Annotated in this window: 25 protein-coding genes; 6 read left to right on the forward strand and 19 right to left on the reverse strand. The window is 66.9% G+C overall.

Features of this window, described 5'->3' with window-relative positions; all coding sequences use genetic code 11:
* Positions 1 to 2: 2 nt before the first annotated feature.
* The 3 genes from AC1DIN_RS20795 to argH are packed head-to-tail and all read right to left on the reverse strand — an operon-like array spanning position 3 to position 3,099.
* Positions 3 to 797 (reverse strand): amino acid ABC transporter ATP-binding protein, encoded by a 795-nt coding sequence (locus AC1DIN_RS20795; protein WP_441472991.1) that lies wholly within the window; start codon positions 795 to 797, stop codon positions 3 to 5.
* Positions 794 to 1,687, reverse strand: coding sequence for an amino acid ABC transporter permease (locus AC1DIN_RS20800; RefSeq protein WP_476811145.1), 894 nt, complete (start codon positions 1,685 to 1,687; stop codon positions 794 to 796). The genes AC1DIN_RS20795 and AC1DIN_RS20800 overlap by 4 nt, the downstream gene beginning before the upstream one ends.
* Positions 1,684 to 3,099 carry an argininosuccinate lyase gene (gene argH, locus AC1DIN_RS20805; RefSeq protein WP_476811146.1) on the reverse strand — a complete coding sequence of 472 codons (1,416 nt, stop codon included), beginning with the start codon at positions 3,097 to 3,099 and terminating at the stop codon, positions 1,684 to 1,686. Before argH ends, AC1DIN_RS20800 begins: the two co-directional genes overlap by 4 nt.
* A 94-nt stretch (positions 3,100 to 3,193) precedes the next feature.
* Between argH and AC1DIN_RS20810 the strand changes: the two genes are divergently transcribed.
* Genes AC1DIN_RS20810 through AC1DIN_RS20820 form a run of 3 tightly spaced genes read left to right on the forward strand, consistent with a single transcriptional unit; the run spans position 3,194 to position 4,859 of the window.
* Positions 3,194 to 4,117, forward strand: coding sequence for a LysR family transcriptional regulator (locus tag AC1DIN_RS20810; RefSeq protein ID WP_476811147.1), 924 nt, complete (start codon positions 3,194 to 3,196; stop codon positions 4,115 to 4,117).
* 54 nt (positions 4,118 to 4,171) lie between these two features.
* Positions 4,172 to 4,558, forward strand: coding sequence for a SpoIIAA family protein (locus tag AC1DIN_RS20815; protein WP_441472995.1), 387 nt, complete (start codon positions 4,172 to 4,174; stop codon positions 4,556 to 4,558).
* Positions 4,559 to 4,574: 16 nt separating this feature from the next.
* Positions 4,575 to 4,859 (forward strand): DUF3175 domain-containing protein, encoded by a 285-nt coding sequence (locus AC1DIN_RS20820; RefSeq protein WP_441472996.1) that lies wholly within the window; start codon positions 4,575 to 4,577, stop codon positions 4,857 to 4,859.
* A 515-nt stretch (positions 4,860 to 5,374) separates the two neighbouring features.
* On the opposite strand, the gene phoB is transcribed toward AC1DIN_RS20820, so the two are convergent.
* From phoB to AC1DIN_RS20855, 7 genes are all read right to left on the reverse strand, one after another.
* On the reverse strand, positions 5,375 to 6,073 hold the full coding sequence (gene phoB, locus AC1DIN_RS20825; protein WP_265050013.1) for a phosphate regulon transcriptional regulator PhoB: 699 nt from the start codon (positions 6,071 to 6,073) through the stop codon (positions 5,375 to 5,377).
* Between the two features lie 16 nt (positions 6,074 to 6,089).
* Positions 6,090 to 6,809 (reverse strand): phosphate signaling complex protein PhoU, encoded by a 720-nt coding sequence (phoU, locus tag AC1DIN_RS20830; protein WP_441472998.1) that lies wholly within the window; start codon positions 6,807 to 6,809, stop codon positions 6,090 to 6,092.
* An 83-nt stretch (positions 6,810 to 6,892) separates the two neighbouring features.
* Positions 6,893 to 7,699: a phosphate ABC transporter ATP-binding protein PstB gene (pstB, locus tag AC1DIN_RS20835; protein WP_441472999.1), complete on the reverse strand. Its 807-nt coding sequence runs from the start codon at positions 7,697 to 7,699 to the stop codon at positions 6,893 to 6,895.
* Between the two features lie 39 nt (positions 7,700 to 7,738).
* A complete protein-coding gene (gene pstA / locus AC1DIN_RS20840; protein ID WP_441473000.1) occupies positions 7,739 to 8,623 on the reverse strand; it encodes a phosphate ABC transporter permease PstA in 885 nt (294 codons plus the stop codon).
* 12 nt (positions 8,624 to 8,635) lie between these two features.
* Positions 8,636 to 9,610: a phosphate ABC transporter permease subunit PstC gene (gene pstC, locus AC1DIN_RS20845; protein ID WP_476811148.1), complete on the reverse strand. Its 975-nt coding sequence runs from the start codon at positions 9,608 to 9,610 to the stop codon at positions 8,636 to 8,638.
* Between the two features lie 225 nt (positions 9,611 to 9,835).
* Positions 9,836 to 10,861 carry a phosphate ABC transporter substrate-binding protein PstS gene (gene pstS / locus AC1DIN_RS20850; RefSeq protein ID WP_441473002.1) on the reverse strand — a complete coding sequence of 342 codons (1,026 nt, stop codon included), beginning with the start codon at positions 10,859 to 10,861 and terminating at the stop codon, positions 9,836 to 9,838.
* A gap of 113 nt (positions 10,862 to 10,974) precedes the next feature.
* Positions 10,975 to 12,030 carry an ATP-binding protein gene (locus AC1DIN_RS20855; protein WP_476811149.1) on the reverse strand — a complete coding sequence of 352 codons (1,056 nt, stop codon included), beginning with the start codon at positions 12,028 to 12,030 and terminating at the stop codon, positions 10,975 to 10,977.
* Between the two features lie 117 nt (positions 12,031 to 12,147).
* Here AC1DIN_RS20855 and ppk2 point away from each other — a divergent pair, with 117 nt between their 5' ends.
* On the forward strand, positions 12,148 to 13,101 hold the full coding sequence (gene ppk2 / locus AC1DIN_RS20860) for a polyphosphate kinase 2 (protein WP_476811150.1): 954 nt from the start codon (positions 12,148 to 12,150) through the stop codon (positions 13,099 to 13,101).
* 169 nt (positions 13,102 to 13,270) lie between these two features.
* Here the strand turns inward: ppk2 and AC1DIN_RS20865 are convergent, their stop codons facing one another.
* The 8 genes from AC1DIN_RS20865 to AC1DIN_RS20900 all read right to left on the reverse strand — a co-directional run bounded on the left by AC1DIN_RS20865 (position 13,271) and on the right by AC1DIN_RS20900 (position 21,518).
* Positions 13,271 to 14,557 (reverse strand): TRAP transporter large permease, encoded by a 1,287-nt coding sequence (locus AC1DIN_RS20865; protein WP_441473005.1) that lies wholly within the window; start codon positions 14,555 to 14,557, stop codon positions 13,271 to 13,273.
* Complete coding sequence (locus tag AC1DIN_RS20870; RefSeq protein ID WP_476811151.1) at positions 14,554 to 15,066, reverse strand: TRAP transporter small permease; 513 nt, start codon at positions 15,064 to 15,066, stop codon at positions 14,554 to 14,556. The genes AC1DIN_RS20865 and AC1DIN_RS20870 overlap by 4 nt, the downstream gene beginning before the upstream one ends.
* A gap of 171 nt (positions 15,067 to 15,237) precedes the next feature.
* Entirely contained in the window at positions 15,238 to 16,230 is a 993-nt protein-coding gene (locus tag AC1DIN_RS20875; protein ID WP_441473007.1) for a sialic acid TRAP transporter substrate-binding protein SiaP, read from the reverse strand.
* Positions 16,231 to 16,449: 219 nt separating this feature from the next.
* Entirely contained in the window at positions 16,450 to 17,127 is a 678-nt protein-coding gene (locus tag AC1DIN_RS20880; RefSeq protein ID WP_476811152.1) for a GntR family transcriptional regulator, read from the reverse strand.
* A 23-nt stretch (positions 17,128 to 17,150) separates the two neighbouring features.
* Entirely contained in the window at positions 17,151 to 18,047 is an 897-nt protein-coding gene (locus AC1DIN_RS20885) for a dihydrodipicolinate synthase family protein (RefSeq protein WP_476811153.1), read from the reverse strand.
* Positions 18,048 to 18,123: 76 nt separating this feature from the next.
* Complete coding sequence (locus tag AC1DIN_RS20890; protein WP_476811154.1) at positions 18,124 to 18,942, reverse strand: carbohydrate ABC transporter permease; 819 nt, start codon at positions 18,940 to 18,942, stop codon at positions 18,124 to 18,126.
* Positions 18,943 to 19,111: 169 nt separating this feature from the next.
* Positions 19,112 to 20,041 (reverse strand): carbohydrate ABC transporter permease, encoded by a 930-nt coding sequence (locus tag AC1DIN_RS20895; RefSeq protein WP_476811155.1) that lies wholly within the window; start codon positions 20,039 to 20,041, stop codon positions 19,112 to 19,114.
* A gap of 139 nt (positions 20,042 to 20,180) precedes the next feature.
* Positions 20,181 to 21,518 (reverse strand): ABC transporter substrate-binding protein, encoded by a 1,338-nt coding sequence (locus AC1DIN_RS20900; RefSeq protein ID WP_441473012.1) that lies wholly within the window; start codon positions 21,516 to 21,518, stop codon positions 20,181 to 20,183.
* Between the two features lie 201 nt (positions 21,519 to 21,719).
* Here AC1DIN_RS20900 and AC1DIN_RS20905 point away from each other — a divergent pair, with 201 nt between their 5' ends.
* Both AC1DIN_RS20905 and AC1DIN_RS20910 read left to right on the forward strand, forming a co-directional pair.
* On the forward strand, positions 21,720 to 22,577 hold the full coding sequence (locus AC1DIN_RS20905; RefSeq protein ID WP_476811156.1) for an amidohydrolase family protein: 858 nt from the start codon (positions 21,720 to 21,722) through the stop codon (positions 22,575 to 22,577).
* Positions 22,571 to 23,026 carry an RbsD/FucU family protein gene (locus AC1DIN_RS20910; RefSeq protein WP_476811157.1) on the forward strand — a complete coding sequence of 152 codons (456 nt, stop codon included), beginning with the start codon at positions 22,571 to 22,573 and terminating at the stop codon, positions 23,024 to 23,026. Before AC1DIN_RS20905 ends, AC1DIN_RS20910 begins: the two co-directional genes overlap by 7 nt.
* On the opposite strand, the gene AC1DIN_RS20915 is transcribed toward AC1DIN_RS20910, so the two are convergent.
* Positions 23,004 to 23,321, reverse strand: coding sequence for a hypothetical protein (locus AC1DIN_RS20915; protein ID WP_476811158.1), 318 nt, complete (start codon positions 23,319 to 23,321; stop codon positions 23,004 to 23,006). The genes AC1DIN_RS20910 and AC1DIN_RS20915 overlap by 23 nt on opposite strands.
* Positions 23,322 to 23,743 lie beyond the last annotated feature (422 nt).

Raw genomic sequence — 23,743 nt, forward strand, 5'->3', positions numbered from 1 at the left:
CGTCACTTCAGGACGGCGGCGATGAAGTCGCGCGTGCGCGCCTGTTTCGGCGCAACGAGAACGGTCTGCGGCGGACCCTGCTCGACGATCTCGCCCTTGTCCATGAAGACGACGTCGTTGGCCACCTCGCGGGCGAAGCCGAGCTCATGCGTGACCACGATCATGGTCATGCCGGAGGCCGCCAGATCGCGCATCACGTTGAGCACCTCGCCGACGAGTTCGGGGTCAAGCGCCGAGGTCGGCTCGTCGAACAGCATCAGCTTCGGCTTCATCGCCAGGGCGCGGGCAATGGCGATGCGCTGCTGCTGCCCGCCTGAGAGCTCGCTCGGATAGGCGTCGCGCTTGTCGGCAAGGCCGACGCGCTCCAGCAGTGCCGTCGCTTCGGCGACGATCTCCTTGCGCGGACGCTTCAGGACGGTGAGCGGCCCCTCGATGATGTTCTGCAGCGCCGTCATGTGGTTGAACAGGTTGAAGCGCTGGAAGACCATGCCGGTGACGAGGCGCTGGCGCGCGATCTCCGGATCGGTCAGCTCATGCAGCTCATTGCCCACGCGGCGATAGCCGATCAGCTCGCCATCGACGCGGATCGCGCCCTGGTCGATCTTCTCGAGCTGGTTGATGCAGCGCAGCAACGTCGACTTGCCCGAGCCCGACGGCCCGATGATGCACTGGACCATGCCGGGCTCGATCGAGAGCGAGACATCGTTCAGCGCCTTCAGGTCGCCGAAGAACTTGCTGACGTTCGCGATTGCAACGATCGCACTATCGGCCACGGCCGTGTTCGCCACCGCGTTCATGCGGGCTCCTCCTGAACTGCGGTGCGCTTGGCGCGCCGCCCGACCCGCCCCTTGGAGAAGTGGCGTTCGAGGAAATACTGGCCGATCTGCAGCAGCGTCACCACGAGCAGATACCAGCCGGCAGCGACGATCAGAAGCTCGATGACGCGGGCGTTGGCGTAGTAGATCGTCTGCGCGTTGCGCAGGATCTCGGCGTACTGGATCACGCTCGCCACCGAGGTCAGCTTGACCATGCTGATCACCTCGTTGCCGACCGGCGGGATGATGACACGCATCGCCTGCGGCAGCACGATCCGGCGCAGCGTCGTCAGCCGCGTCATGCCGATCGCCTTGGCGGCCTCGGTCTGGCCCTGGTCGACGGAGAGGATGCCGCCGCGCACCACCTCGGCGGTGTAGGCGCCCTGGTTCATGCCGAGCCCGAGCAGCGTCGCCATGAACGGCCCGATGATGTCGATCGTGCGCCAGGAGAACAGGCCGGGGATGCCGATGGTCGGGAAGACCAGCGCCAGGTTGAACCAGATCAGGAGCTGCAGCAGCAGCGGCGTGCCGCGGAAGAACCAGATGTAGAACAGCGCCACGCTGCGCAGCACCGGGTTCGGCGACATGTACATGATGGCGAAGATCACGCCGAGCACGACGCCGAGCGTCATCGCGCAGACCGTCATGATCAGCGTGTTGCCGAGGCCCGCGATGATCGCCGGCGCCGTGAAGAACTGCCGGACCACCGGCCAGGCGATGTCGCCCTCGACAAAGGCCATCACCAGCCAGACGAGGATGGCGACGATCGCGGCGGCCGCGACCCAGCGCCCATAGAAGCGCCGCGGCACGATTCTCAGATGCGAGACCTGGGCGAGATCCCGGCTGCTGATCGGCGAAGTGGCGACGCTCATTGGCCCGTCTCCCGGCTCCAGGTTTCGAGGGCGGCGAGCTTGCCGCGGAAGCGGTCGATCTGTTCGCGCACGCGGTCGGGCGCGGTGCCGCCATGGCCGCTGCGCGCAGCGACCGCGGCATCGAGCGTCAGATGGTCGAGGACCCCGGCATCGAGCCGCGGATCGACCGCCCTGAGATCGACGGCGTCGAGCGATTCAAGCTCCCGGCCCAGTTCCTCGCAATAGCGCACCAGCGCCCCCGTGATCTCATGCGCCTCGGCGAAAGGCACGCCGTTGCGGGCGAGATGATCTGCCACCTCGGTCGCCAGCGCAAAGCCGGAACCGGCCTGGGCGCGCATCGTCTCGGCGTCGGCGCTCATGCTGGCGATCAGCCCGGCGAAGGCCGGCAGCACCTCTTCCAGCACGTCGACTGCGTCGAAGGCGGCGCGCTTGTCCTCGGCGAGGTCGCGGTTATAGGAAAGCGGCAGCCCCTTCAATGCGCCGAGCATGGCGACGAGGTCGCCGGTCAGCCGCGCCGCCCGGCCGCGCGAGATTTCCGCGATGTCCGGGTTCTTCTTCTGCGGCATGATCGAGGAGCCGGTGGCGAAGGCATCGTCCAGCGTCACCCAGGCGAATTGCCTGGAAGCCCACAGCGTCACCTCCTCGGCGAGCCGCGACAGGTTGGTCGTCAGCATCGCCGCGACGAACAGGAATTCCGCGACATGGTCGCGCGCGCCGACCGCGTCGACCGAGTTCTCGAACGGCTCGTCATAGCCGAGTGCCTTGGCGCTGAGCTCGGGATTGAGCGTGATCGCCGAGCCTGCAAGCGCCGCCGCCCCGAGCGGGGACTGGCCGGAGCGCTTTTCCCAGTCGGTCAGGCGCGAGGCGTCGCGCATCAGCACCTGGCCATGCGCCATCAGCCAATGGCCGAAGGTGACCGGCTGGGCGCTCTGGAGATGGGTGAAGCCGGGGCTGACCGAGGCCGCATGCAGCTCGGCCTGATCGGCGATCGCGGTCAGGAGTTCTGCCAGCATCGCCGCGAGCGAACGCGACTTCGCGCGCAGATAGAGCTTGAGATTGTTCGCGGCCTGGTCGTTGCGCGAGCGCCCTGCCCGGAGCTTGGCGCCCGTCGAGCCGATCCGCTCGGTCAKGATGCGCTCGATGAAGGTATGGACATCCTCGTCCTGCGGGCCGGGCGTGATCCGCCCCTCGACCGTGTCCCGCGCGATCGCGTCGAGCGCGGTCAGGATGGTCTGGAGCTCCTGCGCCGTCAGCAGCCCGGCGCGTCCGAGTTCGGCCGCATGCGCCTTGCCGCCCGCAACATCCTGCGGCACCAGCCTCGCGTGCTCGCCGGCCGCGCTCGACAGCTTCATCAGCCGCGGATCGGGCGGCTTGCGGAAGCGTCCACCCCACAGGCGCGTCGTCTGGTTCATGAGCTTGTCCTCCCGTTAGGGAAGAATGGCCTCTTGACCGAAAGCCCGGCAAACGAAACGATCTCCGCAGCGATAGTCCAAAAAGGAATACCCCATGGCCGCCGGCCGGCCTCCTCCGTCATCGACCGCTTTGCGAGCTTTCACCACGGTTGCAAGGCTGGGCTCGACCGCCCGCGCCGCCCTGGTCGTCAACCTGACGCAGAGTGCCGTCTCCAAGCAGATCCTGTCGCTGGAACACCATCTCGGGGCCGTGCTGTTCGACCGCAGCCCGCTCGGCCTCAAGCTCACCGAGGCCGGCGCGATCTATCTGCCCTATGCCGAAGCCGCGCTGGAGCAGATGGAGCGGGGCGCCCGGCGCCTCGCCGAGCGCAGCGCCATTGCCCGGCCGATCCGCCTGCACATGGTCGCCATCGTCGGCGAGCGCTGGCTGATGTCGCGCTTTCCGGCCTTCGCTGCGGCGCATCCCGGCGTCGACGTCCAGTTCACCAACTATGTCAGCGAGAGCGAGACCGAGGAGCCTGATCTCGACATTGCCCATGGCGTCCCGCCCTGGCCCGGCAAGGAGGCGCATTACCTCTTCGGCCGCGACGTTGCCCTCGTCGCCGCGCCGAGCCTGATCGAGCGCATGGGCGGCTTTCGTCGTGCCGCCGATATCCAGAAGATGACGCTGCTGCAGCACTACCAGATGCCGACCTTCTGGGCCGAGTWCACCGAGGCCCACGACCTGCGCGGCGCGGTGCCCGAGCACACCGTGCGTTACGGCTACTATTCCGTGATCACCAGCGCCGCCGTCGCTGGGCTGGGCGTCGCTCTGATGCCGCGCTGCTATGTCGCCGACGAGCTGGCTTCCGGCGCGCTTATCAACCCGCTCGGCCTCGGCTTCACCAGTGCGACGGGCTGTTGGCTCACCCTCCCCGTTGGCCGGCCGCAACGGCCCGGCCTCGATGAATTCGTCGGCTGGCTGCGCGCCGAAGCGGCCCGGTTCGACGCCGCCACCCGTGCGCCCGCAGCGGCCTGATCATCGGGCGAAACTTCCGCTCCTGCCCCGCGTTGTCTGGAGCAAGGAGGAGCCATGTTCACCATTCTGCCTGCCCCGGACCATGTCGGCGCCTACCGCCTGTCGCAGACGCTGACCAGTGACGATCTCGATGGGATCATGGCCGATATCGAGGCGAAGCTCGCGCGACACGAGAAGGTCGGCATCCTCGCCGACCTCACCGATTTCACCGATATGACCCTGGCTGCCGCCTGGAAGGATGCGCGCTACAGCCTCGGCAAGCTCTGGGAGCTGCAGCGCTTCCCGCGCGAGGCGGTGATCACCGACAGGGGCTGGCTTGCCGCCTTCGTCGACCTGCTCAACCCAGCGATCCCCTTCGTGACCGTCCGCACCTTCAAGCCGGAGGAGTACGAGACCGCACTGACCTGGGCCGGTGACATCGAGGGCGGGCCAAACGCCTGACCGACAGGAGGACGCCATGACTGCTCACAAACGCAGATGGTCGGCCGATATCACCACCCGGAGCAACGCGCTCGATCTTGAGAAGGCGGTGTTCAAGCAGGGCGATCCGCGACGGATCGCACGTTCGCTGAAGCGGTCGGCTGAACACAGCCGGCTCCGCAAGTCGAGCCCCTATCGCTCGGCGATGTCGATGCTGACTTTCTACATCAACCGCGCCGGCCGGAACCTGCCGGCCGAGCGGCGCAGGACGCTGGAAGCGGCCAAGCACAGCTTGCGCCGCCTCTTCTACCGAGAGGGCTGAGGCTCCCGCCGGACCCTTTCAGGGATCGTCCTGAAGGGGGCTTCTCGCGGGGCGGCCACCCTTGCGGGCCGGATCATGCGATAGCTGCCGCCGCGCCAACACGGCGCGAAATGCGAGCGCGCTGCCGGGTTTCGTCGCCGGCAGCCAGCTTGCGGATGTCCGCCGGCTTCTCCGCATTCTCATGGGATGGGACAGGCCGCCGTTTCGGATGGTTTGCGGCGCCTTGGTCGAGGCCGACATGGGGCAGCCTCCTCAACGATCCTGCTGCACGTGTTGATGCGGGTGTTGCCCTGCTGGTCGGGCTGGCCCGGCCGGCGCTCGCCACCTGGCGCTGCGCATATCGTGCCCGGCATGATCCGGCTCGCCCGGGCCGTTGTCGCTTCGATTGGCCGGCGGGAATGGCGGCATCTTGCTCATGGCGACCTCCTCTGGCTCGCGCTGACTTTCAGGGTCAACGCGAGCGAGCAGGCGAGACTCACCGTAAGCTGCGATGAGGAGGAGAGCTGGAGCGCCGCTCAGCTGCGCGCAAAAGTCTCGTCGAAGGCGTAGCCGGCGCCGCGCACGGTACGCAGCGGGTCCTTGGTATTGGCGGGCGTGATCGCCTTGCGCAGCCGGCCGACATGGACGTCGACGGTGCGCTCGTCGATATAGACGTCGCGGCCCCAGACGGCGTCGAGCAGCTGGGCGCGCGAATAGACGCGGCCGGGCGCCTGCATCAGGAACTCCAGCAGCCTGAACTCGGTCGGGCCGAGATGCAGCTCGCTGCCGGCGCGGCGGACGCGCCGTGTGGTGCGGTCGAGTTCGAGGTCGCCGGCGGCAAGCAGTCCAGCGACATGGCCCGGCTTGGCGCGGCGCAGCAGCGCCTGGATGCGCGCGATCAGCTCCGGCAACGAAAAGGGCTTCACCACATAGTCGTCGGCGCCGGTCGCGAGCCCGCGCACGCGCTCGGTTTCCTCGCCCCGCGCGGTCAGCATGATGATCGGCACGCGCTCGGTGTCGCGCCGCGACCGCAGCCGGCGGCAGAGCTCGATCCCGGAGAGGCCCGGCAGCATCCAGTCGAGCAGCACGAGATCGGGGGTGTGGTCGCGCAGATGAAGCTCCGCATCGTCCCCGCGCGCCACGCTGTCCACCTCGAAGCCCTCGGCTTCGAGATTGTAGCGCAGCAGCAGGGTCAGCGGCTCCTCGTCCTCGACGATCAGGATGCGTGCGGCCATGATTCCTTGCCTCGCCTCAGCTGCCCGTGACCGCCTCGACTTCGATATTGGTCGTGTCGAGCTTCGGCCGATTCACGTCGAGCGAGTCGCCGGTGATGAGGTAATGGATCGTCTCGGCGATGTTGGTGGTGTGGTCGCCGATGCGCTCGATGTTCTTCGCGCAGAACAGGAGATGCGTGCAGAAGGTGATGTTGCGCGGATCCTCCATCATGTAGGTCAGGAGTTCGCGGAACAGCGAGGTGTAGAGCGCATCGATCTCGTCGTCGCGGCGCCAGACCTCGAGCGCCTTCTGCTCATTGCCTGCGGCGTAGGCGTCGAGCACGTCCTTGAGTTGCGCCTGCACGAGGCGGCTGATGTGCTCGAGCCCGACCACGGCGCGGTGCGGCGGCTGGAACTGGCCGGCGATGGCGACGGCGCGCTTGGCGATGTTCTTGGCGAGATCGCCGACGCGTTCGATGTCGGCCGCGATGCGGATCGCCGAGATCAGTTCGCGCAGGTCGTTCGCGAGCGGCTGGCGCCGGGCAATGGTCAGCACCGCCTTCTCTTCGACGTCCCGCTGCAGGTTGTCGAGGCGCTGGTCGGCGGTGATGATCTTCTGGGCGAGGCCGGTGTCGCGGCGCACCAGCGCCACGGTGGAGTCGCCCAGCATGCGCTCGGCCATGCCGCCCATTTCGGCAAGACTGCGGCGGATGCCTTCGAGATCGGTATCGTAGGAGCGGACGATGTGGTCGGTCATGGCGTTATCCTCAAAGCATTTTCAAGCGAAATCGGACCGGTTCGCGCGAAGAAAATGCGACAAACAAAGAACTCTGCCGCGGCTCAGCCGAACCGGCCGGTGACGTAGTCCTGCGTCTGCTTCTTGGCCGGGTTCATGAAGATGGTGTTGGTCGGCGCGAACTCGATGACCTCGCCCAGATACATGAAGGCGGTGTACTGCGAGATGCGTGCAGCCTGCTGCATGTTGTGCGTCACGATGGCGATGGTGAAGTCGCTCTTCAGCTGCTCCAGCAGGTCCTCGATCTTGCCGGTCGAGATCGGGTCGAGCGCGGAGGTCGGCTCGTCGAACAGGATCACTTCCGGCTTCTGCGCGATGGTGCGGGCGATGCACAGGCGCTGCTGCTGGCCGCCGGAGAGGCCCATGCCGGAGCTCTTCAGCTTGTCCTTGACCTCGTCCCACAGCGCGGCACGGCGCAGCGCGCCCTCGACACGGTCGTCGAGCTCGGACTTCGGCGGCTTCTCGTAGAGGCGGATGCCGAAGGCGACGTTGTCGTAGATCGACATCGGGAAGGGCGTCGGCTTCTGGAAGACCATGCCGACGCGCGAGCGCAGCTCGTTCACGTCGACGTCGTTGGAGATGATGTTGCGGCCATCGAGCAGGATCTCGCCGGTGGCCTTCTGCTCGGGATAAAGCGAGTAGATGCGGTTGAAGATGCGCAGCAGGGTCGACTTGCCGCAGCCGGACGGGCCGATCAGCGCGGTGACGTGCCGGTCGCGGAAATCGAGATTGATGTTCTTCAGCGCCCTGTGCTCGCCGTAGTAGAAATCGAGGTTCTTCACCGCGATCCGGACGGGCGCTTCGGCATCGAGCGTCTGCGGGGAGAGTTCAAGGGTCGAAAGCATCGACATGGTCCTCAAGGTCGGGCGCGACCGGGTTGGATTCAAGTCTTATTTGCCGCCAGCGACGACGCGGCGGGCAATGAGCGAAAGCAGCAGGATCGAGACCGTGATGATCAGCGATCCCGCCCAGGCGAGCTGCTGCCAGTTCTCGTACGGAGCAGAGGCAAACTGATAGATCGTGACGGGCAGGTTCGAGACGCCGCCAGCGAGCGAGGGCGAGAACCAGAAATTGTTGTTCAGAGCCGTGAAGAGCAGCGGTGCCGTCTCGCCAGCGATGCGGGCGAGCGCCAGCAGGATGCCCGTCATCATGCCGGCCTTCGCCGCACGCCAGGTCACGGAGGTGATGACGACCGAAGGCGGCGCGCCCAGCGCGGCCCCCGCCTCGCGCAGCGGGCCGGGGACGAGGTTCAGCATGTCCTCGGTGGTGCGCACGATGACCGGGATCGCGATGATGCCGAGCGCGACGCCGCCGGCCCAGCCGGAATAGCCGCGGAAGGGCTCGACCAGGATGACGTAGACGAACAGGCCGATCAGGATCGACGGCGCCGAGAGCAGGATGTCGTTGATGAAGCGGATCAGGTGCGCGAGCTTGGAACCCCTGCCGTATTCGGCGAGCCAGGTGCCCGCCAGAACCCCGATCGGGGTCGCGATGGCAATGCCGAGGAAGGTCAGCACGAAGGATCCGACGATGGCGTTGGCGAGGCCACCGCCTTCCGTGCCCGGGCCGGGAGTGACCGCGGTGAAGGTGGCGAGCGAGAGGCCGCCGATGCCCTTCACCAGCAACATGCCGAGGATCCAGAACAGCACGAAGATGGCGCAGAAAGTGAAGCCGGTCGCGATGATCTTCATCAGCCGGTCGGCGGTGCGGCGGGACTGGCGCACGCGCCCCCAGGGGGTGTGCGGCAGCTCGCGGGGCGTGGTCGTCATGGTCATGGACGAAAGACCTCAGTAGCGCTTGACGCGGGCGACCAGCAGCCGCGCGATGACGAGGACGACGAAGGTGACGAAGAACAGGATGCAGCCCAGCGCGATCAGCGCGTTGAGCTGCAGGCCCATCGCCTCGTTGAATTCGTTGGCGATGCGCGAGGCGATGGTCGAGCCGGGATCGAGGATCGAGGCCGACAGGCGGTTGGCGTTGCCGACGACGAAGGTGACGGCCATCGTTTCGCCGAGCGCGCGGCCGAGGCCGAGCATGATCGCGCCGATGATCGAGACGCCGGCCTGCGGCACCAGCACGTGGCGCACGACCTCCCATGTCGTCGCCCCGATGCCGTAGGCGCTTTCGCGGAGCACGGAGGGGATCTGCTCCAGCATGTCGCGGGTGATCGAGGCGATGAACGGCACGATCATGAAGGCCAGGATCAGGCCGGCGGTGAAGATGCCGAGGCCCGAGGGCGAGCGTGAATAGAGGATGGTGCCGACGACCGGCATGCCCTCGACGATGTTCGAGAGCGGGATCTGCACATAGGCCGCGAAGAGCGGCACGAAGACGAACAGGCCCCACATGCCGTAGATGATCGAGGGCACGGCGGCGAGCAGCTCGATCGCCGTGGCGACCGGCTTCTTGAACCAGCCCGGCGCCAGCTGGGTCAGGTAGACCGCAATGCCGAGCGAAAGCGGCACGCCGATCGCCAGCGCGATCAACGCCGTCGAGAGCGTGCCGACGATGGCCGGCCAGGCGCCGTACTGCTCGTTCTGCGTATCCCAGACGCTGGAGGTGATGAAACCGAGGCCGAACTCGCGGAAGGCCGGCCAGCCGCCGATGATCATCGAGATCATGATGCCGGCGAGCAGCACCAGCACGAGCAGCGCCGCCGCGAAGCTGGCATTGCGGAAGAAGAGGTCGAAGCCCGCCTTCGGCGTCCTGCGGGCGGCCGGCCTCGCGCCGGGGATGCTCGTCATGTCGGTTGCTGCGGTCATCCGCGGAGGCTCCGGTGTCGTGGCAGAGGTTGCCTGCAGCCGGTCACCCGACTCCGATCAACCTCAGCCCTCATCCTGAGGAGCGCTCCGCAGGAGCGTCCCGAAGGAGGCTCCAGTGCGCTCTGGATCATCCTTCGCGACGCCGCATACCGCGGCTCCTCAGGATGAGGGCTGCATGTATCGGTGAGGCGGGACTGGCCCGCCTCACCTTGTCGCTGGCAGCGATCAGAAGATCGGCTTGCCGGCGGTGTCGGTCACGCCCTTCCAGGCGTTGCGGACCTGATCCTTCACGGTCGACGGCAGGGCGACGTAATCGAGCTCGCTCGCCAGCTTGTCGCCGCTCTTGTAGGCCCAGTCGAAGAACTTCAGCGCGGCCTGCACCTCTTCCGGCTTCTCCGGCTTGGCATGGACCAGGATGAAGGTCGCCGAGGTGATCGGCCAGGCATCCGCGCCCTTCTGGTTGTTGAGCGAGATGCCGAAGCCCGGCTGCTCCTGCCAGTTGGCGTTGGCGGCGGCGGCCTGGAAGGCCTTCTCCTCAGGAGCCGGGAAGTTGCCGTCGGCGTTCTTCACCAGGGCGTGGGCGAGCTTGTTCTGCTTGGCATAGGCGTACTCGACATAGCCGATCGAGTTGGCGACCTGCTTGACCGAGGCGGAGACGCCTTCGTTGCCCTTGCCGCCGATGCCGACCGGCCACTGGACCGACTGGTTGGCGCCGATCTTGGACTTCCAGTCGGCCGAGACCTTGGAGAGGTAGTCGGTGAACACGAAGGTCGTGCCCGAGCCGTCAGAGCGGTAGACCGGGTTGATGTTGGCGTCCGGCAGGGCGAGCCCGGCGTTGAGCGCCACGATCTTCGGGTCGTTCCACTTCTTGATGTCACCCAGATAGATCTGCGCGATGATGTCGCCCGAGAGCTTGAGCTTGCCCGGCTCGACGCCGGCGATGTTCACGGCCGGAACGACGCCGCCCATCACGGTCGGGAACTGGATCAGGCCGTCCTTGCTGAGGTCCTCGCCCTTGAGCGGAGCGTCGGTCGCGCCGAAGGCGACGGTCTTCGCCTTGATCTGGCGGATGCCGCCGCCCGAGCCGATCGACTGGTAGTTCAGGCCCGTGCCGGTGTCCTTCTTGTAGGCCTCGGCCCATTTCGAATAGATCGGGAAGGGGAAGGTCGCGCCGGCGCCGGTGATGTCGGCAGCCTGGGCGGAACCGGCGATCCCGACGGCCACGGCCGCGAGAACGAGAATCTTGCGCATTGAGATGTCCTCTCTGGGTCGCTGTTGACAGCTCCCCTGTCAGAACACCCCCTATATGACAGCCGGATGACACGTCGTCATGAAAACTGTCACAAAGCCGTTGAAGCGGCGGCTCAGCGGCCTGCGCGCTGGGCCTCGAAACGCGGCAGGATCGCCTTGAAGGTCGCCCCCTCCCCCGGCTTGCTTTCGATCGTCAGCCTGCCGCGATGGCGCAGCACGATGTGCTTGACGATAGCCAGCCCCAGGCCCGTGCCGCCCGCCTCGCGGCTGGCGGCGGTGTCGACACGGTAGAAGCGCTCGGTCAGGCGCGGCAGATGCTCCGGCGCAATCCCCGGGCCATCGTCGCGAACGTGGAAGCTGGCCTCATCCTCGCCGGCCTCGACGGTGATCTTCACCTCGCCGCCCTGCTTGCCGTATTTGATGGCGTTCTCGACGAGGTTCTCCATCAGCCGCAGCAATTCGTCGCGGTCGCCGGGGACCAGCAGCGGCTCGCGCGGCGTGGTGAGCGCCAGTGTGACCTCGCGCTCGCGCGCCATCAATGTGAGCGAGTCGACGATTTCGCGCGCGATGCCGGCGAGATCGACCGGCGTGTCGGGCGCGACGTGAGCGCGCTGCTCGATACGCGAGAGCGAGAGAAGATCGTCGACGAGACGCGCCATGCGCAGCCCCTGTTCGCGCATGATGCCAAGGAATCGCTCCCTCGCGCGCTCGTCGTTGCGCGCCGGCCCCTGCAGCGTCTCGACGAAGCCGAGCAGCGAGGCCAGCGGCGTGCGCAGCTCATGGCTGGCATTGGCGACGAAATCGACGCGCATCCGCTCGATCACCCGCTGCTCGCTGAGGTCCTGGAAGGTGAGCAGCGTCGGCCGCCGCCGTCCGCCGCCCAGCGCCGCGATGTGGATGCGGAAGGCGCGCTCGAACGGCACCCGTTCGACGAGCTCGACGGTGTCGCGCCCGCCCTCATGCGCGACCTGCTCGATCGCATCGTTGAGGTCCGGGTCGCGCAGCACCAGCGCCAGGAATTTGCCGATCTCGAGCCCCGGAACGAGCGCGCGCATAGCAGGGCTGAGCGCCTGGGCGATGCCCTGTTCGTCGAGCAGCACGACGGGGACGCCGAGCGCCTCGATCATGGTCTGCATCGTCGCGGAAGAGGAAGTGGCAATGTCGGCCATGGAGCGCTCGGAACGAGCCGGCACCAGCCGGCCTGCCCTTCCTGGGCGGAAGAAGGAGAGGCGTCAATTCCCTTCCGCACGTCAGCCGGCTAGGCTTTGCCCGAAGAGGAGGCAGCGATGGCAAAGAAATTCTCGGGTTCGAACGCCAACGCGCCGATCGCGCTGTCCGCGGGCGAGAGCGCCAAACCGGCGAAGGCCCGTCCCGTGTCCCCCAAGCTCAAGGGCTTCGACATCGAGGCCGACACGCTGCCGGAAGCCATCATCGATGCCGCCTATCACAGCGGCGACTATCCCTATGGCAAGCGGATGAAGCGCAAGCGCTACAATCGCGAGCTCGAGCTGCTCCAGATCGAGTTGCAGAAGCTGACGCGCTGGGCCTCCAAGCATGGCGAGCGCATCGTCATCGTCTTCGAAGGCCGCGACGGCGCCGGCAAGGGCGGCACGATCGGCCGCTTCACCCAGCATCTCAATCCGCGCCAGGCTCGCACTGTCGCGTTGCCGAAGCCCTCCGACACCGAGAAGGGCCAATGGTATTTCCAGCGCTATGCCAGCGAGATGCCGACGGCCGGCGAACTCGTCTTCTTCGACCGCTCCTGGTACAACCGGGCAGGTGTCGAGCACGTCATGGGCTTCTGCAAGCCCGAGGAAACCGAGAGCTTTCTGCACGAGGCCCCCGTCTTCGAGGGCATGCTGGCGCGCGACGGCATCCGCCTGATCAAGCTGTTCCTGACCATTGGCCGCGAGATGCAGATGACCCGTCTGCACGCGCGCTGGCACGATCCGCTCAAGCGCTGGAAGCTCTCGCCGATCGACTTCGAGGCCATCCCGCGCTTCGACGACTATTCCCGCGCCTTCGACGAGATGCTCGGCCGGACCTCGACCGAAGCCGCGCCCTGGCATGTCGTGCGCAGCAACGACAAGCTGCGCGCAAGGCTCAACGCCATCCGCCATGTGCTGAAGGCGATCCCCTACGCGGACAAGGACGAGGCCGCGATCGGCAAGCTGGACGAGGAGATCGTCATCCCCGTCGGCCGCTATCTCCACCATGGCGGCGAGCCGGAGAGCCGGTAAAGCCTGGCGTGATCCGCGGAACGCGGAAGTCATCCCGGACAGAGCGAAGCGGAGATCCGGGATCCATGCCTGAACCCTGATCGGCAGCGCTCCGGCATGGATCCCGGGTCAAGCCCGGGATGACGACGCGGTTCCGCTCAAAGTCATCAGGCTCCCGGCTGTTGCGCCCTCACGGCCCCATCACCTGGTTCGGCAGCCAGGTCGTCAGCGGCGGCCAGAGCGTGATCGCGGCAAGCACGACCAGCAGCGGTATGAGCCAGGGCAGGATCGCCTTCGACATCGTCTCGAACGAGACATTGGCGATGCGCGTCACCACGAAGAGCACCACGCCGATCGGCGGATGGATCGTCCCAAGGATCAGGTTCAGGATCATGATGATGCCGAACTGCACCGGATCGATGCCGAAGCTGTTCGCAGCCGGCACCAGGATCGGGATCAGGATCAGCATCGCGGCCAGCGCCTCCATGAAGCAGCCGACGACGAGCAGGATGAGATTGCAGACGAGCAGGAAGACGAGCGGGTTCTGGATCGTCTCGACGATCAGCGGCGTCAGCGTCTGCGGCACGCGCGAGATCGACATGCACCAGCCGAGCGCACCCGCCGCCATCACCAGCACGGCGACGAGCCCCATGGTCTCGACCGTGTCGATCAGGATCGGCCAGAGCTGCTTCACCTCCAGCGTGCGGTAGACGAAGAAGCCGAGGAAGAGGGCGTAGAGGCAGGCGACGGCCGCGGCCTCCGTCGGCGTGAAGATGCCGGAGAACATGCCGCCCAGGATCAGCGGCGGGGTCATCAGCGCGAAGAAGCCACTGAAGAAGGTCCGGCCGATCTCGCGAAAGCCCTTGAACTTCTCCTTCCGGAAGCCTTGGCGCTTGGCGATCATTGCGACCATGACCATCAGCGACAGCCCCATCAGCACGCCGGGAATGACACCGCCGATGAAGAGCCGTCCGATCGAGACGTCCGCCGTCACGCCGTAGATCACCATCGGCAGCGAAGGCGGGATGATCGGCCCGATCGTCGCCGCGGCAGCGGTGATCGCCGCCGCCGTCTCCGGCCGATAGCCGGCCTTGCGCATCGCCCGGATCTCGATGGCGCCGGAGCCCGCGGCATCGGCCACCGCCGAGCCGACCATGCCGGCGAAGATCATGCTGGTCATGATCGAGGCATGGGCATAGCCGCCGCGCAGCCAGCCGATCACCGCCGTCGCGAATTCGACGATGCGGTCGGTGATGCGCGCCGCCGCGAGGATGTTGCCCATCAGGATGAAGAGCGGCGCCGCGACGATCGGGAAGGAGTTCATCGCCTGCGCCATCTTCTGCGGCACGATCGAGGCCGAGAAGTCGCCGATCAGCACGAAGGCGAAGGCGGCCAGCCCCATCGAGGCGAAGAGCGGGAAGCCGGCCAGGATCGAGAGCAGCCAGACGGCCGAGATCTTGAAGATCAGCGCGCTCATTCCGCCGGCTCCTGCAGCGTCACCGCGACCGGCGGATGGGGCGAGTTCCGCCAATTGCGCAGGTTGCCGACGAATTCGCTGAGCCCCTGCAGCGCCGTCACGATCCCGGCCAGCACCATCGGCGCGTAGAGCAGCCCCATCGAGAGCGGCACGGTCGTCGCTTCGAGATCGTGGTTGGCCTCGACGAGATGCACGCTGTACCAGACGGTCAGCCCGCCGAAGACGATCATCGCGAGCTGCATGATCGCCTCGGCCGAGCGCCAGCTGCGCGCGGGCAGCATGTCGTGGAAGAAGCGGATGCGAATATGGGCGCGCCGCCGGCTCGCCAGAATCCACCCTGTCACCGCGACCCACAGCATCAGGAAGCGCGAGACCTCGTCGGTCCAGATCAGCGGCTCGCCGAGCGCGCGCGTGACGATGCCGAGCGTGACGACGACGAGCAGCGCCACGATGAGGATCGCCGCGATCACCTCCATCAGGCGGTCGAAAAGCCTGGACCAGCGCGTCATGCGGATGCCTTTGCGACAGTGGAGATCAAACGCGCGTCATCCCGGGCGCAGCGAAGCGGAGACCCGGGATCCATGCCTGAGCATTTCCGGTGGAAGTTCCGGCATGGATCCCGGATCTGCGCGGCTAAAGCCGCTTGTCCGGGATGACTCGCGTGGTTCCGGGTAACGCCTTCACAGCGCCTGGATGCGGTCCCAGAGCCCCTTGCCCCATTTGCTCTCGAACTTCGCCGGCACGCTCGCCAGCACCGGCTTGCGGAAGGCCTCGTTGTCGGGCTTCGTCACCGTCATGCCCCCCTTGGCCATGCTGTCGGCCAGGCTCTTCTCCTGCTCCAGGATCTCGTTGTCCTGCCAGGTCGCGGCCTTGTCGACGGCGGCCACGACGATATCGCGGTCGGCCTGCGGGATCTTCTGCCAGGCCGCCTCGTTCACGATCACGAGCCGCGGGGTGATGATATGCGCGGTCAGCACGAGGTATTTCTGGACCTCCGCCAGCTTGGCCGAGGCGATGGTCGGCAGGGGGTTCTCCTGCCCGTCGACCGCCCCTTGCGAGAGCGCGAGATAGAGCTCCGAGAAGTTGAGCGGCGTCGGCCGTGCACCCCAGGCTTCCGCCATGGCGCGGAAGGTGTCGACCTCCGGCACGCGCAGCTTGAAGCCCTTCATGTCCTCGACCGAGTTGATCGGCTTCTTGCCGCTGGTGAGATGGCGCACGCCGTAATAGTTGACGCCGATCATCCGCATGCCGCGCTTCTCGACCAGCGCCTTGTTGAGCTCGTCGATCAGCGGCGACTTCAGCGCGCGCGTCATGTGCGCCGCATCTTTCCAGATATAGGGCGCCTCGATGATCGAGAGCTGCGGCACGAACTGGCCGAGCTGCGCGGCGCCCTCGGTCACCATCGTCAGGGCGCCGCTCGCGACGGATTCGACCATGTCGCGCGAGGAGCCGAGCTGCCCGTTGGGAAAGGACTGGATCTCGACGCGCCCGCCGGTCTTTTCCTTGATCTCGGCGCCGGCCTTCACCGCGCTCTGCGGCGAGGGGTGGGTCGCCGGCTGGCCGTCGGCCCAGCGCAACACCAATTGCTGCGCCCGCAGGATGCCGGGCGCGAAGACCGTTGCGCCTGCAGCGGCCGAACCCTGCAGGAAGCTGCGCTTCGTCAGTTTCACCATTGTCGTTCCCTCCCTGTTTCGGGCCGCATCGGCCACCACAACCCTCATCCTGAGGAGCAGCCGAGGGCTGCGTCTCGAAGGATGCTCCAGATGGTTCCGGAGCCTCCTGGATCATCCTTCGAGACGCCGCTTCGCGGCTCCTCAGGATAAGGGCTGTGGATGTCGGTGACGGCTCCTCCCTGATCGCGGCCGGTTCTCCGGCTCGTCGTGCTGCTGTCGTCAGTATTGCATCGCCCGCGTGCGGGCGTTGCCGATATGAGCCGCCATCGCCTCGGCCGCGCGATTGGGATCGCGCGTCTCGATCGCCGCGATGATGGCGAGATGATCCTGCATCACCGGCACGATGATGCTGTTGTGGATGCGCGTCTCGTATTGCCGGATCAGCCGGATCTTGAGCCAGGTGACGCGGAAGGCCTGGCTGACGATCTCGTTGTCGAGGTGATCGATGATCGCCTCATGCATCAGCCGGTCGACCTCCTCCGCGTCCTCGATCAGCCGCTCGTCGCCGCCGGCCTCCGCCCGGGCCACGATCGCCTCGTGCCGCGCGCGCTGCTCGGCGATCTCGGCGTCAGTGGCGTTCCGGGCGTAGAGCGCCGCCGCCTCCTTCTCGAGGAAAAGCCGGAACTGGAAGGCGTTGCGGATCAGGTTGAGGTCGACATGGGCGACCTGCATGCCGCGCTGCGGCACGGTCTTGATCAGTCCCTCCGCCTCCAGCCGCGGGATCAGCTCGCGGATCGCGCCGAGCGGAAAGCCGGTCATCGCCACGAGCTCGCGCTGGGTCACGAACTGGCCGGGCTTGATCTCGCGCGCCAGCAATCGCTCGGTGAAGGAGGCATAGGCGCGCTCCCTCAGCTTCAGCGGTTCGCCCTCGCGCGGTTCCTGCTCCGGTTGGCTCACGGTCCCTCCTTCCGGCGTCCTTCTCAGGCGGCCTTGGCCTGGGTGATCGAATCGAAGGCTGCAAAGAGCCGCTTGCGGGTCGCCTCGTCCAGCGCTTCCAGCGGCGGGCGCATCGCGCCATAGCCGGGATCGCCATGGATATGGCCGACCAGCGCCTTCACCGCCGCCAGCACCGGATGCGAGCAGATCTCGTCGACCAGCGCATTCACCACCGGGCTGTCCTTGCCCTCGTAGACCATCGGCCGCAGCAGCTCCGGCACCAGATTGGCGACGCCGCAGATCGTACCCTGAGCGCCGTTGCGCACCGCCTTGGCGAGCTGGCGTTCGTCGCCGACGAGAATGGCGAGTTCGCCATGCGCCTTGAGCAGCGCCTCGGTGTTGGCATAGCTGCCGGACGAATCCTTGACGCCGATGACGAGTCCGGGGAACGCAGTCTTCAGCCGCTGCACCAGCCCGACGCTGATATCCACCGCGGTCACCGACGGGATGTGATAGAGCACGACGTTGCGCGCGGAGGGGCCGAGCTTCTCGAAGAACTGCGAGAACCAGGCATAAAGCCCGTCGTCGCTGACGCCCTTGAAGTAGAAGGGCGGCGCGACGAGCAAGCCCTTCGCCCCGGCATCGAGCGCCAGCTGCGCCTGCTCCACCGCCTCATGCAGCGAGGCCGCCGCGATGCCGGCATAAATCTGCTTGGCAGGATCGATCCCCGCCCCGATCAGCGCTCCCATCATCGCCGTCCGCGCCGGCAGCCCGAGCGCCGCACCCTCGCCCGTCGTGCCGAACAGCGTGACGGAGTCGCAGCCACGAGCCAGGACATGGCGGGCATGATGGACGAGGCGCGGCAGGTCGACGGCGCCGCCCTCCCGCATCGGGGTCGTGATTGCGCAGGAGAGGCCGAAGCGGTTCTTGTCGGTGGCCATGTGAGGGACTTTCAGATCTGAATGGTGACTGACATGTTAGTATGAAGACAGAACCGCCCACAAGCGATCCTCGAAGCTAACCGTCCTTGAGGCCCCCGGCCGAGAGTCCGGCGACGATCTGGCGCTGCGCGATCACGGTGACCATCAGCACCGGCAGCGTGACCAGCAGCGCCGCTGCCGCCAGCGGCCCCCAGGAGATCTGCTCGAAGGTCAGCGAGTTGTAGACGGCCGATGGCAGCGTCCGGCTCCCCTTGCCGCCGAGCACCACCGAGAAGATGAAGTTGTTCCAGGAGAAGATGAAGGCGAGGATGCCGCCGACCACGATGCCGGGCTTGGCCAGCGGCAGCGCGACATGGCGGAAGGCCTGCCAGCTCGTGGCGCCGTCGATGCGCGAGGCATCCTCCAGCTCCATCGGCACGTTCTCGAAATACCCGATCATGATCCAGACGATGATCGGGATGGTGATTACGAGATGGGTAATGACCAGCGCCGTGATCGAGCCCACCAATCCCGTGATCTGGAACAGCAGGAAGAGCGGGATCAGGTAGGACAGGGCCGGCGTCATCCGCGCGACCAGGATCAGCACCGCGAATTTATGCGCCTTGCCGCGCGCGATGCCGTAGCCGGCCGGCACGCCGACGAGGAGCCCGAGCACAACCGCCCCACCCGTGACCAGAATCGAGTTCCAGAGGTAAAGCCCGAAATTGTTCTGGGCGAAGACGTCGACATAGTTCTTCAGCGTCGGCGGATTGGGGATGAAGATCGGCGGGAAGGCGGTGTTGTCGAGCTCGTTCTTGAGCGACAGCGAGATCATCCAGAGGAAGACCAGCACAGCCGGCGAGACCAGCACGAACACCGAGGCCCAGAAGCCGAGTTTTTTGGCGAAGCGGTTCATGGGCGATTCCTCCCCCCGCCGACGACACCCTCGCCGTCATCCCGGGCGCGGCGAAGCGAAGACCCGGGATCCATGCCTGAGCCTCGAAGGACCAGCGTTCCGGCATGGATCCCGGGTCTCCCTGCGGTCGCCCGGGACGACCGCGCGTTCTGGATCGGGAGCAGGCCCATCACGCGTTCCACTTCGACTTCTGCCGCGCATAGAGCAGCAGCAGCGAGAGCATGATGATGATGACGAAGAAGATCACCACGACGGCCGAGGCGTAGCCGATCTTGTAGAACTGGAAAGCCTGCAGATAGAGGAAGATGTTCAGCGTCTCCGACGCCGTGCCCGGCCCGCCCTGCGTGATCACGAAGATCGTGTCGAAGGCCTTCAGCGCATCGATGGTGCGGATCACGATCGCCACCATGATGAAGGGCCAGACCAGCGGCAGCGTGATGTGCCGGAACATGTGCCAGTCATTGGCGCCGTCGATCAGCGCGGATTCATAGGGCTCGCGCGGTAGCCCAGCCAATCCGCCAAGCACGATCAGCATGACAAGCGGCGTCCAGTGCCAGACCTCGACCATGACCAGCGTCGGGATCACCGTCGACGGCTCGTAGACCCAGCCCGACGGCCCGATGCCGACGAGCGAGAGCAGGTAGTTCAGCACGCCGAGCTGCGGATGGAACATCATCGTCCAGACCAGCGCGACCGCGACCGGCGTCGCCATCATCGGCATGACGAAGATCGTGCGCAGCAGGCCCCGCATCGGGAACTCGCGGTGGAAGACCAGCGCCGCCGCCGTGCCGAACACGATCGGCAGGACCACGGCCAGCACGGTGAAATACAGCGTATGCCCCATCGACTCGATGAAGCGCTGGTCCTTCATCAGCTCGGCGAAATTGCCGAGGCCGACGAACTCCACGCCGCCGCCGATCTTCCAGTCCTGGCCGGACATGTAGAGCGTGAACAGCCAGGGGAAGACGATCACGGCAGCGATCACCAGCACCGCCGGCAGCGAGAACAGCCAATAGCGCGGCGTGAAATCCGCAGAGGCCGCAGCGGCGCCCGGAGGCGTCGCGCTGGCGAGGTCGGCTGGCAGGGACGTGCTGGTCATGCGTTCTGCTTCGTTGGGAACCCATCGTCATGCTCGCCCTTGTGGCGAGCATCCACGTCTTGAACACGGTACGCGATCCAGGAAGACGTGGATGGTCGGGACAAGCCCGACCATGACGCCTCCCGCGTCGCGCGTTCCCTCACCCCTGCTCGCTCTTGGCGAGCACCGGAGCGAAAGTCTCGGTCGCCTTCTTGAGTTCGGCCGCGACATCCGCCCCGCCGATCGCATTGGTCAGCGCCACGCCGAAGACGTCGCGGAACTCGGTCACCGGGACGATCTGCGGCAAGCCGGCCCGCGCGATCTTGGCCGAAGCGAGCAGGCACTCGAAATACTGCTTGCCGAACTTCGACTGCTGGATCGTCTCGGTGTCGAGATAGGCCGAGGAACGGCCGGGCGCGCCGGCGCCGGCCTTGAGCATCGCGATCTGGTTCTTCTTGTTGGTCATGAACTGGAGGTAGAGCCAGGCTGCCTCCTTCTTCGAGGAGCCGCGCGAGATGCCCATGCCGTCGGCGAACATGCCGGCGTGATGCGCCTTCGGTCCAGGCGGCGTCACGCCATAGCCGACCTTGCCGACGATGCGCGACTTCGACGGGTCCTCCAGCGGCGTGGCAAAGCCGATGCCGTCGAGCCACATCGCGGCACGGCCCTGCATGAAGGTGGTCTGGCACTCGTTCCAGTTGAAGCCGACCTGCCCGGCCGGGCCGGTCTCCTTGTTGAGCTTGCGATAGAGATCGGCCGCCCAGATCGCTTCCGGCGTATCGGTGAGCAGCTTGCCCTCCGGCGAGGTCGTCTCCATGCCCTGCCCGAGCATCAGCGAGGTCCAGACCGGGACGTTGGCGTTCTTCAGGCCGCGCGAGACGAAGCCGGCGATGCCCTTGGCGGGATCGTGCAGCTTCTGGGCGACGGTGAACATCTCCTCCATCGTCTTCGGATAGGCCACGCCCTTCGCGTCGAAGAGCTCCCTGTTGTAGTAGACCATCCAGTAATCGACGAAGAACGGGATCGTATCGAGCGCCCCGTCGGCCTGCCGCGCATAGGCGACCGGGCCGGCCCCGAAATCGGCGAAGTCGAAATCCGGAGCGGTCAGCGCGGCGTTCTTGATGTAGGGATCGAGGTTCTCGAACCACTTGCCCTTGGCCGCCATGCGCTTCTGGACATGGAGCGAGATGCCGCTGACGTCGAAGCTCGGCTTGCCCGAGGCGAACTCGATCACCGCCTTCTGGCGCTGCTGCTGCTCCGGCACCTGCTCGGACGAGACCTTGATGCCGGTGAGCTCGGTGAACTCCTTCTCCGCCTGCTGCATCAGGTCGGAGCGCGGGTTCTTGACCAGCAGCACGTCGATCGACTGGCCGGAGAACTTCTTCCAGTCGAACGCTCCCTGCGCCTGCGCCTTCCGCAGCACCAGCGGCGAGGCGAGTGCGGCGGCCGCGCCACCCAGCAGAACACGACGGGTCGGCTTGAGAATGCTGTCGGTCATCGGCGTCCTCCCCAGGACTTGAATGCGGCCCGTTTCGGGCCTTTGATGTCGCGCGGAGCATGAGGCGGATATCGCCTCGATCTTCCGCGATCGGGCAGGACGCTAATCTTCTTTCAGACCGGTTGCAAGCTAACATGTTGGCGTGCACATAGTGTCGTCATACCGCCCCGTGCATCCGCTTGAATCCGCGAGAGCCGCCCCGTGACGAGCCCGCCCCGCATCGATTCCCATCAGCATTTCTGGCGGCTCTCCCGTGGGGATTACGGCTGGCTGACGCCTGCGCTGGGCGCCATCTACCGCGATTTCGAGCCCGCCGACCTTGCTCCGCATCTTGCCGAACACGACATCGCCTCCACCATCCTGGTCCAGGCCGCACCGACCGAAGCCGAGACGCGCTTCCTGCTMGACCTCGCCGCCGCCACCCCCTTCGTCGCCGGGGTGGTCGGCTGGGCGGATTTCGAGGCGCCGGATGCCCCCGCCCGCATCGCCGCGCTGGCGGCGGACCCGCTGCTGGTGGGCCTGCGCCCGATGGTGCAGGACATTTCCGATCCGCACTGGCTCGCCCGGCCCGAGCTCGCCCCCGCCTTCGCGGCGCTGAAGCCGCACGGCCTCGTCTTCGACGCGCTGGTCAAGCCGCCGCAGCTCCCGGCCCTCCTCACCCTGCTGGAGCGCGAGACGGAACTGCCCGTCGTCATCGACCACGGCGCCAAGCCGGATCTCGCCGGCGCCGACCTCTCCGAATGGCGCGGCGGCATCGCCGCGCTGGCGGCCCGGCCGAACACCGCCTGCAAGCTCTCCGGCCTCGTCACCGAAGCCGGGCCGGGCTGGACCGACGCGGCGCTGGCACCGGCCGTCGCGCATCTCCTCGCCTGCTTCGGCCCGGAGCGCCTGCTCTGGGGCAGCGACTGGCCGGTCGCGACCCTCGCCGCCTCCTATGGACAATGGCACGCCGCCGCCGAGCGGCTCACCGCCACGCTCTCCGAACCGGAGCGCGCCGCGATCTTCGGCGGCAACGCCGCCCGCATCTATCTGACGAACAGGGGCCGCCGCCCATGCTGAAGAACCTCGACCCCGTCCTCTCCGCCGACCTGCTCTGGGTGCTCGCCGCGATGGGCCATGGCGACGACCTCGCTCTGGTCGACGCCAACCACCCGGCCGAAACCATCGCCAGCGCCACCACGAGCGGCAGGCTGATCCGCCTGCCCGGCCTGACGATGCCGCGCGCCGCGCGCGCCGTCCTCTTCGTGCTGCCGATCGACGATTTCGAGCCGGAGCCGCTCCGGCGCATGGAGGTGGTGGGGGATGCGGCGGCGCTTCCCGAGGTGCAGCGCGCCGTGCAGGCCGAGATCGACGCGGCGCTCGGCCGCTCCGAACCGCTGGCGGGCATCGAGCGCTTCGCCTTCTACGAGGCGGCGCGGCGCGCCTTCGCGGTGGTGCAGGTCGGCGATCCCCGCCCCTATGGCTGCTTCCTGCTGCGCAAGGGCGTCATCGCCGGCGAGCCGGGCTGAGCGCCCGCCCCGGCCGCGACAGAAACGCGCCGTCGCGCTCGGCATCCCGCGCCTGCCGCACCTGCGCGGCATGCGCGGCCTCGTCGCAAGGCGGCCGCGGCCGCGCGGCGCGCTTCGCCTTGACGGCCGCCGGCGGCGTGGATGCGGGCGGAGGCGCCGGCTGCGGGGTTTTCGTTCTCGCCTGCTCGTCCGCGTCGAGACGCCGCCGCGCCTCGCGGTCGGCCTCCTCGGGGCCGAGCCCGGCGCTGCGCGCCGTCATCGCGAGACGGAGATATTGCTTGTCGGTCTCGGGCATCGCGGCGAAGAAGTCGCGGATCGGGGTTGTGGCAGGTGCCGCCGCGGCGACAGGGCTTGTGCTGGCAGAAGGACCAGACCTTGAGCGCATCGACGATCATGCGGTGCTGGCGGGCGCGCTGCCGCTTGTAGTCGGCTTCCCACTGCGCCTGCTCGGGCGTCTGCGAGGATTCCCACGTCATGATCCTGCTCCCCGTTCCTGATCGCCCCGTCTCTCGCGTCATGCCAGGGCTTGGCCGAGCATCTTCGAACAGGAGGCTCCGGAGCCTTGTCCGGCCCGCATTGACGCGCATGCCTTCGCCCGCCCGCGTTTTCACGCGGGCGTTCGCAAGGAGGGGCAGCGGAGCGCCGCGAGGCGCGGGGTATCGGGCCGCTTCCATTGAGCCAGGATGCGGCGCGGAAGGATTGAGCCACCTTCCGCAC

This window comes from Allobosea sp. 05T438 (genome assembly GCF_056396025.1).